The sequence below is a fragment of the Microbacterium sp. MYb72 genome (genome assembly GCF_002979415.1).
In the GTDB taxonomy this organism is placed as follows: domain Bacteria; phylum Actinomycetota; class Actinomycetes; order Actinomycetales; family Microbacteriaceae; genus Microbacterium; species Microbacterium natoriense.
Genome location: NZ_PCOT01000019.1, coordinates 62789 through 76929, shown reverse-complemented (window position 1 = coordinate 76929; position 14141 = coordinate 62789). Strand labels below are relative to the sequence as shown.

Annotated in this window: 17 protein-coding genes; 4 read left to right on the top strand and 13 right to left on the bottom strand. The window is 68.5% G+C overall.

The features are described 5' to 3' along the window. The 12 genes from CQ047_RS11980 to CQ047_RS11925 form a co-directional block, all read right to left on the bottom strand. Window positions 1-1977, bottom strand: a 1977-nt coding sequence (locus CQ047_RS11980; RefSeq protein WP_105675529.1) for a bifunctional lysylphosphatidylglycerol flippase/synthetase MprF, incomplete at its 3' end; no start/stop codon positions are given. Further along, window positions 1974-3275, bottom strand: a complete 1302-nt coding sequence (locus CQ047_RS11975; protein WP_105675527.1) for an esterase family protein — start codon at window positions 3273-3275, stop codon at window positions 1974-1976. The genes CQ047_RS11975 and CQ047_RS11980, both read right to left, overlap by 4 nt. Before the next feature lie 110 nt (window positions 3276-3385). Beyond that, window positions 3386-4141, bottom strand: coding sequence for an amino acid ABC transporter ATP-binding protein (locus CQ047_RS11970; protein WP_105675525.1), 756 nt, complete (start codon window positions 4139-4141; stop codon window positions 3386-3388). Next, window positions 4138-4935: an amino acid ABC transporter permease gene (locus CQ047_RS11965; protein ID WP_105675523.1), complete on the bottom strand. Its 798-nt coding sequence runs from the start codon at window positions 4933-4935 to the stop codon at window positions 4138-4140. Before CQ047_RS11965 ends, CQ047_RS11970 begins: the two co-directional genes overlap by 4 nt. 34 nt (window positions 4936-4969) lie before the next feature. After that, a complete protein-coding gene (locus CQ047_RS11960) occupies window positions 4970-5785 on the bottom strand; it encodes a basic amino acid ABC transporter substrate-binding protein (protein ID WP_105675521.1) in 816 nt (271 codons plus the stop codon). Window positions 5786-5916: 131 nt separating this feature from the next. Then, window positions 5917-6219 carry a Dabb family protein gene (locus CQ047_RS11955; protein WP_105675519.1) on the bottom strand — a complete coding sequence of 101 codons (303 nt, stop codon included), beginning with the start codon at window positions 6217-6219 and terminating at the stop codon, window positions 5917-5919. After that, the gene (locus tag CQ047_RS11950) at window positions 6216-6503 is read right to left on the bottom strand and encodes a glutaredoxin family protein (RefSeq protein WP_105675517.1); all 288 of its coding nucleotides are present in this window, start codon (window positions 6501-6503) and stop codon (window positions 6216-6218) included. Before CQ047_RS11950 ends, CQ047_RS11955 begins: the two co-directional genes overlap by 4 nt. Beyond that, window positions 6500-6802: a rhodanese-like domain-containing protein gene (locus tag CQ047_RS11945; protein ID WP_105675515.1), complete on the bottom strand. Its 303-nt coding sequence runs from the start codon at window positions 6800-6802 to the stop codon at window positions 6500-6502. Before CQ047_RS11945 ends, CQ047_RS11950 begins: the two co-directional genes overlap by 4 nt. Before the next feature lie 81 nt (window positions 6803-6883). Beyond that, window positions 6884-6982, bottom strand: a complete 99-nt coding sequence (locus tag CQ047_RS11940; protein WP_003792170.1) for a 30S ribosomal protein bS22 — start codon at window positions 6980-6982, stop codon at window positions 6884-6886. 100 nt (window positions 6983-7082) lie between these two features. Next, window positions 7083-7274: a helix-turn-helix domain-containing protein gene (locus tag CQ047_RS11935; RefSeq protein ID WP_105675513.1), complete on the bottom strand. Its 192-nt coding sequence runs from the start codon at window positions 7272-7274 to the stop codon at window positions 7083-7085. Window positions 7275-7349: 75 nt separating this feature from the next. Beyond that, on the bottom strand, window positions 7350-8279 hold the full coding sequence (locus CQ047_RS11930) for a cyclase family protein (RefSeq protein ID WP_105675511.1): 930 nt from the start codon (window positions 8277-8279) through the stop codon (window positions 7350-7352). Between the two features lie 39 nt (window positions 8280-8318). Further along, window positions 8319-9251, bottom strand: a complete 933-nt coding sequence (locus CQ047_RS11925) for a TetR/AcrR family transcriptional regulator (RefSeq protein ID WP_105675509.1) — start codon at window positions 9249-9251, stop codon at window positions 8319-8321. Window positions 9252-9369: 118 nt separating this feature from the next. On the opposite strand from CQ047_RS11925, the gene CQ047_RS11920 reads away from it, so the two are divergent. Continuing rightward, window positions 9370-10254 (top strand): ATP-binding cassette domain-containing protein, encoded by an 885-nt coding sequence (locus CQ047_RS11920; protein WP_105675507.1) that lies wholly within the window; start codon window positions 9370-9372, stop codon window positions 10252-10254. Continuing rightward, on the top strand, window positions 10251-11048 hold the full coding sequence (locus CQ047_RS11915; protein WP_105675505.1) for an ABC transporter permease: 798 nt from the start codon (window positions 10251-10253) through the stop codon (window positions 11046-11048). Before CQ047_RS11920 ends, CQ047_RS11915 begins: the two co-directional genes overlap by 4 nt. Before the next feature lie 223 nt (window positions 11049-11271). Here the strand turns inward: CQ047_RS11915 and CQ047_RS11910 are convergent, their stop codons facing one another. After that, a complete protein-coding gene (locus tag CQ047_RS11910; protein WP_105675503.1) occupies window positions 11272-11688 on the bottom strand; it encodes a helix-turn-helix transcriptional regulator in 417 nt (138 codons plus the stop codon). Window positions 11689-11794: 106 nt separating this feature from the next. Between CQ047_RS11910 and CQ047_RS11905 the strand changes: the two genes are divergently transcribed. Beyond that, the gene (locus tag CQ047_RS11905) at window positions 11795-13225 is read left to right on the top strand and encodes a TrkH family potassium uptake protein (RefSeq protein WP_105675501.1); all 1431 of its coding nucleotides are present in this window, start codon (window positions 11795-11797) and stop codon (window positions 13223-13225) included. After that, window positions 13218-13889, top strand: coding sequence for a TrkA family potassium uptake protein (locus CQ047_RS11900; protein WP_105675499.1), 672 nt, complete (start codon window positions 13218-13220; stop codon window positions 13887-13889). Before CQ047_RS11905 ends, CQ047_RS11900 begins: the two co-directional genes overlap by 8 nt. The last annotated feature ends 252 nt before the right edge of the window (window positions 13890-14141 follow it).

Genomic DNA, 14141 nt, shown 5'->3' with positions numbered 1-14141 from the left:
CGGCAACCAGCTGGTCACGGCCTGGAGGTCGCCGTCTGCTCCGATGGCGAGCATCAACGCCACGTCCGGGTCCTTCAACTCGTCGAGACCGCCCAGGGTGAAGCCCATCTCGGGCAGCGCCTTCTCCGCGATCCAGTGCTCGCTGAGGGCCTCCAGCTGCGCCGACAGCCCGGCGGGAAGATCATGCCACCTTGTCCACTCGGCGCGCAGCCCGTCGCGCGACCCACGCCGGTAGGGCTGGCGCACCTTCGCCCAGGAGCGCCCTTCGAGCCCGAAGCCCTCCAGCGGCACCACGGTCTCCTCGCCGACGGGGATCTCCGTCCACCCCAGTGCACGCGTCACCGGAAGCGTCTCTTCGTGCACGCTGTAGAGCACCGGCATCCACCCCTGCCGATCGCAGAAGTCGACGAAGCCGCGCACGGTCGCTGCGGCGTCCGCGCCGACCGGATCGGCGACGGCGATCGCGATGCCGGAGATCACCCGATAGGCCATCGCCCCGCCGCCATCCGGCGTGAACCAGTGCCGGCTGCCCTCCCAGGTGCCGAGGAACCCGAGCGTGCCGCTGTGCGCGTGCAGGAGCGCACGGTGGCGATCACTCTCATCGACGGACGCGCCGATCGCCGGCGCACGCAGCAGCCGCACCAGCGCGAACGCCGTCACGATCCAGAACAGCACCCCGATCAAGTGCCTCACGAGTGGGGCCACACCGCCGAAGTGCGTGTGCGGGTGCCCGTGCGTGAACCCCGCAGGCAGCAGCCGCCGCAGGGAGTCCAGCAGCGCGAAGCCGATGTCTCCGCCAGACAGCAGCACCACGACGACCCCGACGACCAGGACGGATGCTGCGGAGACCGAGAGGGTGACGGCGAAGCGCCGCACCGCACTGCCCTCGGCCCTCACCGCGAACCGCCGACGTGCCGCGAGCAGGACAGCGGCCATCGCGATCGGGACGAGGAGGGCGACGACGGCGAAGCCGGGGAACGCCCGGTCGATGGCGACGATCTCCGCCGGATGCCGCAGGTCGTCCATGCCCAGGCTCACGCCGATGAGCGCAGCACTCCCGACGTTCACGAAGAGCGCGAGGATCCACCCCGCCCTCCTCCCGGCCCGCAACCCCATGGCCGCGATCAGGCTGAGGAGAACCGGCGCGAGACTCGACAGGAGCGACCAGGTCCCGAAGCCCAGCCCGGCCACGCAGCGATCGGAGAGCTGCGCCGCGCAGCGGGTCAGGATCGCGTCGACGCCGGTGCCGCGGAATCCCGCGATCACAGGAGAGAGCGGCCCGACGCCCACCCCGGTGATCAGGACGATCAGCGGCCCGAGTCCTGTCACGGCGACCGCGGCGGCGACGAGCGCCCGCACCTCGCCGTAGGAGCTGCGGTGCCACAGCGGATGCCGCACCCGACGCGCGAGCACCATTCCGACGAAGACTCCGATCACCGCCGAGAACAGCCGGTACACGCTGTCGACGTCGCCTCCGTACAGCGCGAACATCAGGAGCAGGGAGAATCCCAGCAGTCGGATACGCCGACGCCAGAGCGCAGGGGCGAAGGCGCTGGCCGCCATGATCGCTCCCACGACGCCGATCGCGGGGTCGAGCACCGGCTCGGCCGTTCGCGCCCAGACCGCGCCCTGCGATGCCGCGAGAGCCTGTGTGCCGATACCCGCGAGAGTCCCGAGCACTCCGGTGCCCACGATCAGGAGGACGCTTTTGACGGTCCCCAGCAGCCGCTCCGCATACGCGAGGACCGTGAGGATCAGCAGCAGGGTCAGGATCAGCTCGATCAGCGAGTCCGGCACCAGCAGCGCGGTGAACGGCGTCCACCAGCGCCCGTCGGCGATCGCTGCCGGACTCGCCGCGAGCCAGCGCGGATGAGCCCTCCACAGAGTGCCGCAGACGAGCGATGTCAGTACGAGGGTCGCGGCGAACGACGACGACACCGGATGGGCGCGCAGGTGCCTCAGCGCGCGGGTGATCATGACACCAGCCCCCATCGCGGCGCGAGCACCCGCAGCGCCTCGTCGAGCCCGCCGGAGAGAGCGGGCCCGACGTGACCGGCGCCGGGGATCGAGAAGAACTGGGTCTCGAATCCGGCAGAGCTCGCCGCTTCAGCCCCACGCTGCGCCGCCGGACTGTAAACGTGATCGTCCGCCCCCGCGGTGAACAGCGCGAAACGGCCCGCATAGGCGCCGGGGTGCTGCGCGAGCACGGTCTCGGGCTTGTTCGCATCGAACGCGGCCCGGTCACCGGCGAACGCGTTCTCGAGCACCGGCGTCGGGTTCTCCATCCCTGGGTACTCCTCCCCGGAGATGCTCACGAAGGAGCCCCAGATCTCGGGATGCGCCGCGCCATAGAGGAAGGAGCACGCGCCGCCGTTGGAGTATCCGCTGATGGTCCAGTTCGCGGGCCCCGGCAGCACGCGCAGGTGGGTGCGGATCCACTCGGGGATGTCGGTGTTGATGTACGTCTCCACGCCTCCGTACGCACGGGAGTCGGCGCACCCGGGGTTCTGGTCGGAGGCCCCGAGCTGATCGGCCACGATCACGATCGGCCCGAGTCCCTGGTGCGCTGCCGCGAAGGCGTCGACGGCGGTCTGGATCGCGGTCGGCGACGGGCTCCCCGGCAGGCCCATCATCTGCACCATCACGGGGAGCGCCGGCGGGTCCTTCACGAGCGCCGCGGGCGGAAGGTAGATGGCGGCGTCACGGGGTTCGAAGCCGGCGGTCGAGGGGATGCGCTGGGCTCCCGACAGCTGTCGGACCTCCCCGTGCGCCGGCATGTCGGCCGGCGGACGCCAGGTCTGAGCGAGCGGCGGGTCGGAGCTGGGCGTCGGGAGCGGTGTGGAGAACGTCCCCGCCGGGGGCAGCGCCGACAGCTCGAGCAGGTCGCCCAGCGTGCGGTCGAGGCCGAATGCGGCGTTGACCCCCAGCACGGTCGACAGCAGCGAGCAGAGGATCGCGAGGACGGCGATCGCCTTCCGCCACAGCCCCGAATCCCACAGGTGCACGATCCCGAGCGCGACCGCGGCGAAACCTCCTGCGGCCCACCAGGGAACCGCGTCCGGCAGTGGAGTGCCGAACACATCGAAGGCGTCGATCGCCCAGCAGGCGACCGCCCCGAGAAGTGCCCCGACCGCGACGGCGACGACCATCCGGCGTGCGCGCCTGATGGACGTCTTCCGCATCGGAAGAGCGACGAGCAGAAGCGCGGTGGCGCTCCACACGATCAGCGGGAGCAGGCCCCCGGAGATGTCGAGACCCAGAAGCCCAGCAAGCATGCCCCCTCGATTCCCGCGACCACGTGTCGTGCTGACCTGATCGTAGGACCGCTCCCCCGCATGACTCCTAGGCGTGCGCTATGCGCCCGCTCGGAGTCTGCTGAGGCTCGTCAGAGGACGCGCGAGAGGAAGTCCTTCGTGCGCTGGTGCTGCGGGTTGCCGAGCACTTCGCGCGGATCGCCCTCTTCGACGATGTGCCCGCCATCCATGAAGATGAGCCGAGAGCCGACCTCGCGCGCGAAGCCCATCTCGTGGGTGACGACGAGCATCGTCATCCCCTCGTCAGCCAGAGTGCGCATGACCTGCAGCACCTCGCCCACGAGCTCGGGGTCGAGAGCCGACGTCGGCTCGTCGAACAGCATCATGTCGGGGTTCATGCAGAGCGCTCGCGCGATCGCGACACGCTGCTGCTGACCGCCCGAGAGCTGCGTCGGATACGCGTCGGCCTTGTGCCCCATGCCTACGCGGGCGAGCATCTCGTGCGCGACCTTCTCGGCCTCCTCCTTGCCCCGCTTCTTCACGCGCCGCTGGGCGATCGTGAGGTTGCCGAGCACGCTCATGTGCGGGAAGAGGTTGAAGCTCTGGAACACCATGCCGATGCGGGTGCGCACCCGGTCGATGTCGATGTCGGGGTCGGTGATGTCGATGCCCTCGATGAGCACCTTGCCGCCCGTGGGCTCCTCGAGCAGGTTCACCGAGCGCAGCAGCGTCGACTTGCCCGAACCGGACGGGCCGATCACGCACACGACCTCGCCGGCGGTGACGGTGAGGTCGATGCCCTTGAGCACCTCGTTCTCACCGAAGGTCTTGACGAGCCCCTGCACGTCGATCGCGGGGGCGTGGACATCGATCAGGTCGGTGATCATCGCTGGTTCGCCATCCGTCGCTCGAGGTACGCGGTGAACCGCGTGAGGGGGATCGTCACGATCAGGTACAGGATCGCCGCCATGACCAGAGGCGTGGCGTTCTGATTCTGCGTCGTCGCATCCTTGGCGAAGTTCGTGAGCTCCTTCGACCAGATGAACGACCCCGCCACGAAGAGCAGCGAGGTGTCCTTCAGCAGGAGGACGAACTCGTTCGTGAGGGGCGGGATGATGATGCGGAACCCCTGCGGCACCACGACCCAGAAGGTCGTCTTGAAAGGCGACATGCCCAGCGATCGGGCTGCCTCCGTCTGCCCCTTGGGAACGGCCTGGAGTCCTGCACGGATCGTCTCCGCCATGTAGGCCGAGGCCACGAGGACCAGACCGATCAGGCCGAGGACCACGGGACCGCCGAGCTTCTGGCCGGAGATCCCGGTCGCGATCGGGAGCACCTGCGAGATGGCGAAGATCGTCATGATCGCGGGGAGACCGCGGAACAGCTCGATCCACGCCGTCGCAATCCACCGGAACGGTCCGATGCTCGACATCTTGAGCAGAGCCAGGAGCACGCCGAGGAGCAGCCCACCGGCGAACGCCACGGCGGTGAACCACAGCGTGTTGACGAGAGCGGTCGTGATGATCCCGGGGAACATCTTCGCCGCGATCTCGGGGTCGAAGAACAGCGGCCCGATCCGACCCCAGTCCGTCGTCACCGCAGCCCAGACGACCAGGATGATCAGGATCGCGTAGACGATGTACCGGTACAGCTTCTGTTTTTGAGTGCGCCTCAACGCCATTGTCAAGGTCCTCCTGTTTTCGCCTGCTCGCCGCTCAGTGTGCGGTGAAGTAGGTGTCGTAGATCGTCTGGTACTCGCCGCTGTCGCGGAGATCCTTCAGCGCGCCGTTGACGGCGTCGAGGAGCTCGGTCTTCTTGCCCTTCTCGAAGGCGAAGCCGTAGGACTCCTTGGTGTTGTAGGTCTCGACGATCTTGTACGCGCTGTCGGCCTTCTCGTGCTCGAGGTTCACCGGCTGGTCCTGAAGGATCGCGTCGATCTGGCCCGCCTGGATCGCCGGCCACAGCTCGCCGTCGGACGGGTACTGCACGAGCTGCGCGCCCTTCGCGTTGTCGGTCGCGTAGGTCTCGCCCGTGGTGCCCTGCTGGACGCCGACGTTCTTGCCGTCGAGGTCCTTGATGCTCTTGATGCCCGAGTCGGTGCGCACGAGCAGCGACTGCAGCGAGTCGTAGTACGGCTCGGAGAAGTCGATGTTCTTCTTGCGCTCGTCGGTGATGGTCATCGCGGACGCACCCACGTCGCACGTGCCGTTGGCGAGAGTGGTGCCCGACTGGAGCGCCTCGAAGCCCACGTCCTGCACGGCGAGCTTGAGGTCGAGCTTCTTCGCGATGGCCCCGAGGAGGTCGATGTCGAAGCCGGTGTACCCGGTGCCGTTGTCGCCGCCCTCGAACTCGAAGGGCGGGTAGGGGATGTCGGAGCAGACGGTGAGCGTGCCCGCGTCGACGAGGCCGTACGGGTCGTCGGTCGAGCCGCCGCCAGAACCCGCACCGGTGGATCCGCCGGCACAGCCGGCGAGAGCGAGGGTGGCGGTCGCCACGAGGGCGAGCCCGGCGAAGATGTTGCGACGCTGCATGTCAGCTCCTGTGAGTCGGGGGCGGATCACGCCCACGTACGGGTAGGAGTTCATCTTGACATGCGGTCAGCGGACCGCACGACGGCTGAGGGCCTCAGCGCATCACATTTGTGTTGCAAGTGCGCGAGCGCTCAGGCCTCGAAGTCGACGGCGACACGCGACGACACCACCGAGCGGATGTACACGGCGACCTCCTCGTGCGCAGGGTGCACCTGGTACTGCTCGATCGCCTCGACCGAGTCGAAGTCGGCGACGAGCGTCACGTCCCAGTTCACGTCGGTGAACGCGACGTTCGCTCCCGCCGAGATCGAACGCAGCTGCGGCACGACGCCGTCGAGCGCGTTGAGCCGACGGGCGACCTCTGCGGCCTGCTCGGCGCGCACGGCGCCGTCTTCAGCGGCGAGCTTCCAGCTCACGACATGGCGGATCGTCATTTCGACTCCTTCGATGCGTCACGGGTCACTGCCTCTTCGAGCGCGGCGCGCAGCCGGTCGGCCGACAGCCGCCAGTGGGCGTGCAGCTCTCCGTCGATCAGCACGACGGGGATCTTCTCCCACCACAGCTCGTACAGGGCGGGGTCGTCGGCGATGGACGCCTCGACGATCTCGATGCTCTCGGCCGCGGCATCCGGAAGCTCGGCGACCACCGCGTCGATGATCTCGGATGCCACGTCGCAGAGGTGGCAGTCGGGCTTGCCGATCAGGGTCAGCGTCGTCACGCCGACGGGACCTCGACCTCGCGGCCCTCCGCGATCCACTCGGCCGTGCCGCCGTCGACGTTCGTGACGTCGTAGCCGCGGCCCTCGAGCGCCTCCACGACGCGAGCCGAACGCCCGCCGAGCTGGCAGATCACGTCGAACGCCTCAGCGGGAAGCTCCTCGAGACGGTTGCCGATCTCGGACATCGGGATGTTCACGGCCCCGGGGACGTGACCTGCGGCGAACTCATTCGCCTCGCGAACATCGATGAGCGGGGTGTTCGCACGGGCGGCGAGCTCGGCGACGGTGATCGACTTCATGGCATCCTCCTGGCGATGTGGCGAGACGCGGGCAGAGACACAAAGCGCCCGTCCGGAGACAGGCGCTCGGTGTCTGGCCGCTTACTTCTTGTTGCGGCGCTGGTGGCGAGTCTTACGAAGCAGCTTGCGGTGCTTCTTCTTCGCCATGCGCTTGCGGCGCTTCTTGATGACAGAACCCACGGAAACCTCACTAAGTCAGGGGCTGGGCGTCGCACGTGGCGGACACCCGGGTACGGGCACGGAAAAATGCCTCGGAACAGTCTAGCAAACCAGCGGAGTGCTATCCGACGTCGGCGATCGGACGCTGCAGAGCCTCTGCGACGGCCGACTCGGGGACGCGGAAACTGCGCCCGAAGCGGATCGCCGGCAGCTCCCCCGCATGCACCAGCCGATAGACGGTCATCTTCGACACACGCATGAGTTCGGCGACCTCGGCCACCGTCAGGAACTTGACGTCAGGAACTTCGGGCATCCCACGTACCCCTTTCTCGATGTGCACACTCTATGTGTTGCCTGGGACGTGTGTAAACCCATGTGGCCCCTGTGATCAGTGGGACGGTCCCACGGTCGCGAACGCCCGCACGGGGAATGTGCCGAACCCGCGCACCGCCGGCGGAGCCGCCGTGAACCGCGCACCCCGCGCCGGGACCTCGTCGAGGTTCGTCAGATGCTCCACCACGTGGACTCCGGCGGCGAGCAGGATGCTGTGGGCCGGCCGCTCCCCTCCGTTCTCCGTGTCGTCGATGTTGAGCGCGTCGATCCCGACGAGGCGGACCCCCTCGTCGACGAGGAACCGCGCGCCCTCCTCGGTGAGGAACGGAGAGCCCGCGCCGTACTCCGGGGCGCCGAAGAAGCGGCTCCACCCGGTGTCGAGGAGCACGGCGCTTCCGGAGAGCTCCCTGTCGGCGAGGGTGGCCGCGCCGATCCCTCGGCGGTCGGCGGTCCAGGCGTCGCGCAGGTGGAAGACCTCGGCGCGGAGCCCGACGAGCCCGCTCAGCTCCAGCGAGGCGAGGTCTCCGCCGTCGGCGTAGCGGTGGTACGGGGAGTCGAGGTACGTGCCGGTGTTGCCGATCATCGTGATGATGTCCATGGCGAACTCCGTGCCCGGCGCGTACTTCGCTCTGGAGTCCTCGCGGGTCAGATGCGAGGTGATCGTCGGGGCCGGAAGGCCGGGGTAGGTGATGAGACCGGCCTCGATGGGATGGCTGAGGTCGATCACCCTCGGCCGCTCGACCGGAACGGCATCCACTCCTCTGCTGCCGCGATGAGGCTCCTCGACGATGCGCACCCCGCTGAGCTCGACCTCGCCCACGAGCGCGAGACCCAGGTGCTTCACCAGCAGCGCGGCGATCTCGGCCTCGCGCAGCTCCGGGCCAGGCAGGTCGAGCCGGAAGCCCTCCCCGCTCATCCCCCCGCCGTTGGCGAAGGAGATCGAGAAGTCGAAGTGGGCGCGGTGCTCGACGGGTGCGGTGACCATGAGCACATCATGGCAAAGGCGGGAATCGGGACGGGCCGATCAGCCGACCTTCTTCGCCTTCGCCAGACGCTCCCCCGCCTCGCGCAGCGCCTGCCGTTCGGTCTTGCGGGCCGCTCGCAGTGCCTTCTCCGCCTCCCTGACCGCCTTCTGCGCCTCCTTCAGGCGGCGGTCACCCGCGAGCTCTGCAGGATCGAGGTGGATCCAGTCCTGTGCCTCCCCGTGCGGTTCGCCGCGATCGAGGTCCACGATGTAGGCGGCGACGCCGTCCAGGAGCCTCTCGACGCCGAACCGGAACGGGTCGGCCGCCGAGGTGAAGATCCCCTCGTCGATAGCGCGACGGAGCGCAGGGAAGCCCTCGGCGTCGATGACCCGGTCATAGAGCGCCGCTTCGCGCTCTGCGACCTCGTCTGCGGAGAAACCCGTGCCCCGAGCCTGCTCGGTGTACCCCGCCTGCACGATCCCGCACCACCGCGCGTCGCCCGTGACCGCGAGAGCGACGGCGAGCCGCTCCTCCGCTGTCAGCGGCGTCTGCCCGAGGGCCGCGAGACTCGCGTCGAGCCAGGCGGAGCTGTTCGGGGTGATCGGCGATCCGTTGATCGGCAGCGACAGCATCCACGGATGCCGGAGGTAGAGCAGCACCTGGGCCTCGAACAGCGCACGCAGGCGGTCCCGCCAGCCGTCGTGGTCGAGATGCGACTCGGGCGGGAGGCCGGTGGCCTGCTCCTGCATGAGCAGCAGCAGGTCGTCCTTCGCGCTGACGTAGCGGTACAGCGACATCGGCGTGAAGCCGAGCTTCGCTGCCACGGCGGCCATGGAGACCGCGCCGATACCCTCGGCGTCTGCCAGGTCGACCGCCGCGTCGACGATGCGCTCGACGCTCATCTCCCGCTTCGGGCCGCGCTGCGGATTCGCCGCGACACCCCAGGCGAGGGCGATGCCCCGCGGCAGCTCCGGTGCTTCGTTCTCGGTCATGGAGCCATCCTACTTCTGTTTATTAGATAAACAGTGTGTTATGGTCATACACAGTTGCGTTGGGCGTACACAGTTTCCGCCCGGCGTGGAGTCCATCACAGACGGAAGGGAAGACACGATGACAACCGCCATCGACGTGCACGGGCTGCGCATCGCCTTCGGAGACAGGACCGTCGTCGACGGCCTGGACTTCTCGGTCGAGCGCGGCGAGGTGTTCGCCCTGCTCGGCCCCAACGGGGCGGGCAAGACCACCACCATCAACATCCTCACCACCCTCATCGCGCCAAACGCCGGAACAGCGACGGTCGTCGGCTACGACGTCGGCACGCAGCGCACCGAGGTGCAGCAGCGCATCAGCCTCACCGGGCAGTCGGCCGCAGTCGACGATGCCCTCACGGCGACCGAGAACGTGGCGATGTTCGCGCGCCTCGCCGGTCTCGACCGTGCGGCGGCACGGCTGCGCGCCGAGGAGCTGCTGGCGCGGTTCGACCTCGTCGACGCCGCCGATCGTGTCGTCCGCACCTTCTCCGGCGGGATGCGCAGACGGCTCGATCTCGCCCTCAGCTTCGTCGTCACCCCCGAGGTGCTGTTCCTCGACGAGCCGACCACCGGCCTCGACACCCGCAGTCGACGAGACCTGTGGGACATCATCCGCTCCCTCGCCGCCGCAGGCACCACCGTCTTCCTCACCACGCAGTATCTGGAGGAGGCCGACCAGCTCGCCGATCGCATCGCCGTACTGCACGACGGTCGGATCGCCGCGCTCGGGACGCCCTCCGCGCTCAAGGCGCGCATCGGCGGAGACACCGTGGAACTTCACGACGAGCGCGGAGAGCTGCTGAACGCGATCCCCACCGACGGCAGCGTCGCCGACCTGCGGCGAGCGCTCGACCGGCTCGCCGACGCCGCGGCCGAGGGGGTCGTCACCCTGCGTCGACCCACCCTCGACGACGTCTTCCTCGCCGTCACCTCCGGAGCCGCGAACGTGGAGGAGCACGCATGAGCACCGCATCCCTCGCCATCGCGCCCCGCCCTCCCCTGCGCGGCTTCGCCGCCGAGTCGGTCTTCGTCGGCAGGAGCCTGCGTCACTCCCTCCGCGACGGCGAATCGCTGCTCATGGCGATCATGCTGCCCGTGACGCTCATGCTCATGTTCACGTGGGTGTTCGGCGGGGCGATCGATCCGTCCGGCGCCTACGTCGACTACGTCGTGCCCGGCATCATCCTGACCTGCGCGGGCTACGGGGCGGCATCCACCGCCGTCTACGTCGCGAACGACATGCGCAGCGGCATCATCGACAGATTCCGGACCATGCCGCTGAGGGCCAGCGCCGTACTCACCGGCCATGTGGTCGCCAGTCTGCTCCGCAACCTTCTGGCGACGGCGGTCGTGATCGGCGTCGGGGTCCTCGTCGGCTTCCGGCCCGAGGCCTCGTTCGCGGAGTGGACGGGGGCGGCCGCCCTCATCGCGCTGTACATCCTGGCGATCACATATCTGTTCGCCGCGATCGGACTCGCGGCGGGAAGCCCAGAGGGCGCGAACGGCTACGGGTTCGCCCTGCTGTTCCTGCCCTATCTCTCCAGCGCGTTCGTCCCGGTGGCGAGCATGCCGTCGTGGCTGCAGCCGGCGGCGGCGCATCAGCCGATCACCCCGATAGTGGACTCCCTCCGCGGGTTCCTCACCCACGCTCCCCTGCACGCGGAGCCGCTGTGGGCGATCGGCTGGTGCCTGCTCATCCTCGTCGTGGCCGTGCTGTGGGGGTCCTGGCTGTTCCGTCGAAAGGCCGCGCGGCGGTGAGGGTTCACTCGCGCCCGCCACAGCAAAGGCATAGGAATCGTCCCGGATCCGCACAGTCAGCTCTGGGAGTCTGACACCACGGTCCGAGCCGGGCACTGCTCGGACCGCCGCGGATATGGGGTCCGCACGACGCCCCTGATGACAAGCCCCCTGTCGTCAGGGGCGTCGCCCGTCTCGGCGAGTCCTCCGATCGGCGGCGCCGTTCGGAGGACGACGGATGCCGTCAGGCGCTGAGCCTCTTGAGGGCGTTCGCGACGACGTGCTTGGCGGAGGCTGCCGCTCGTCCGACGACCTCGGCGGCGTGCGCCGCCCCGTCGGGAAGGGGCTGACCGGGGTAGTCGATGTCCGGCGCGTCGTCGCCGTAGGCGTCGACCAGGAACGGGACCAGCCAGTCGTCGACCGCTCCGAGCGGCTCGACGGCCAGGCTGTAGAACCGGCGCTGGCCGTCTTCGCGCACGTTCACGAGCTCCGCGTCCCGCAGCACCTTCAGGTGCTTCGACACGGTGGGCTGGCTGATGCCGAGGTCGGCGACGATCTGGCTCACGCTGATGCCGGATTCTCCCTCGTCGCCGCGGCGCAGAAGGAGCTGGAGGATGTCGCGCCTCGTACCGTCTGCGATCACGTCGAAGATGTCCGTCATGAGTTCAGGCTAGTCGTCCGCGGCACGGAGTACCATGACGAAGGCCTGTCGAGCAGGTCTCTCGACCCGCACGAGGCGGTGAGGGCGAACACGGGAAGGGGAGGCGATGTCGGGCATCGCATCGGGTTCGTCCCCGCGACGTCGTCTCGAAGGCCTGGCAGGCCGCGCACGCCACATCATCACCTCGTCGCCGTCGCGCTTCGCCATCGTCGTGTTCGCACTGCTCATCCTGGTGTTCACGGTGCTGCTGTCGCTGCCGATCGCCTCGGCCAAGGGCGAGGTCACCCCGCTCAGCGACGCGCTGTTCACCGCCGTGTCCACCATCTGCGTGACCGGCCTCGCGACCGTCGACATGGCCTCGCACTGGTCTCCGTTCGGCCATGTGCTCGTCTTCATCGGCGTGAACGTCGGCGCACTCGGCGTGCTGACCCTCGCATCGCTCATGGGCATGCTCATCTCGAAGCGCCTCGGGCTCAGGGCCAAGCTCATGGCCGCGGGAGACACCAATCCGATGCGCGCGCACGGCGGCGTGGTGAACGAGAGCCAGACCGTGCGTCTCGGCGAGGTCGGCCAGCTGCTGATGACCGTCGCGATCTCCGCGCTCGTCATCGAGGGCTCCCTCGCGATCCTGCTCTACCCCGCTCTCGTCATGGCGGAGGTCGATCCGATCGCCGCACTGTGGGAGGCGCCGTACTACGCGGCCATGGCATTCACGAACACCGGTTTCGCGCCGAACGCAGGCGGCGTCGCGGTGTTCGCCGACGACTACCTCGTGCTCACGCTGCTGATGACCGGCGTGTTCCTCGGAAGCATCGGCTTCCCCGTGATCTACACGCTGGCCAAGCACGTGTGGCACGTGAAGAAGTGGTCGCTGCACACCAAGCTCACGCTCGTCACCACGGTGCTGCTGTTCTTCCTCGGCGCGGCCGTCTTCCTCATCCTCGAATACAACAACCCGAAGACATTCGGGTCGATGGATGCCGCCGACACCACCTTCCAGGCCTTCTTCCTTTCTGCCATGACCCGCTCCGGCGGCTTCAACGTGATCGACATGGCCGACCTCAACGGATCCTCGCTGCTCGCGGCATCCATGCTGATGTTCGTCGGCGGCGGCTCGGCATCCACGGCCGGCGGCATCAAGGTGACCACTCTCGCGGTCCTCGCCATCGCGGTGTGGTCGGAGGCGAAGGGACGGCAGTCGGTCGAGGCGTTCGGCCGCCGCATCCCGAGCGACGTGCAGCGCGTCGCGCTCAGCGTCGTCGCCTGGGGCGCCACGATCGTCGCGCTCTCGACGATCATCATCGCGCAGATCACGAAGGACGACATCAGTCACGTCCTGTTCGACGTGATCTCGGCGTTCGCGACCGTCGGCCTGTCGTCCGGCCTCACCGAGACGCTGCCGGACTCGGGCTCCTACGTTCTCGCGGCGACCATCTTCATGGGCCGCGTTGGTACAGTGACTCTCGCCGCGGCAGTCGCCGCGACGTCGCGATCGCAGTATTACTCGCTGCCCGTGGAAAGGCCGATCGTTGGTTGAAGTCCTCCGGGGCGACGCTCCCGTCCTCGTCATCGGCCTCGGCCGGTTCGGCGCCGCGTGCGCCGGTGAGCTCGACCGCCTCGACCGCGAGGTGCTCGCGATCGACGACAACCTCGAGCTCGTGCAGAAGTGGTCCGACCGGGTCACGCACACGGTGCAGGCCGACGCCAAGAACATCGACGCGCTGCGCCAGATCGGCGCCCAGGACTTCCAGGTCGCGGTCGTCGCGGTCGGCTCCTCGATCGAGGCGTCCGTCCTGATCACGGCCAACCTCGTCGACCTCAAGGTGCCGCAGATCTGGGCCAAGGCCGTCTCGCAGTCGCACGGCAAGATCCTCGCCCGCGTCGGCGCCAACCACGTCATCTACCCGGAGCGCGAGGCCGGCGAGCGCGTCGCGCACCTGGTGTCCGGTCGCATGCTCGACTTCATCCGCTTCGACGACGACTTCGTGCTGGCCAAGATGTACCCGCCGAAGTTCATCCGCGGCGTCGGCCTGAACGAGTCGGGAGTCCGCACGAAGTACAAGGTCACCGTGGTCGGTGTGAAGAGCCCCGGCAAGCCGTTCCGCTACGCCGAGGCGAACACGATCGTCACGAACCACGACCTCATCATCGTGTCGGGAACCAACGTCGACATCGAACGGTTCGCCGCGCTCGACCGCTGAGTCCCGGCATCCCTCCGGAGCGGGTCTCCGCGCTGCGCGCGCGATGGCCTCGAGCCCCTGGCCCCCGAGATCCGGTCGACCGCCCGGCATCCCGAACTCCGGCCGACCGCCCCAGACCCGGAGGCTCCAGCGCCGGCAATCCGGAACCCGGCCGATCATCCGGAAACGGGACGACCATCCGGAAACGGGTCGATCATCCGGCATCCCGGAACCCGGCCGACCGCCCGAGATCCGGAAGCTCCAGCACCCGCC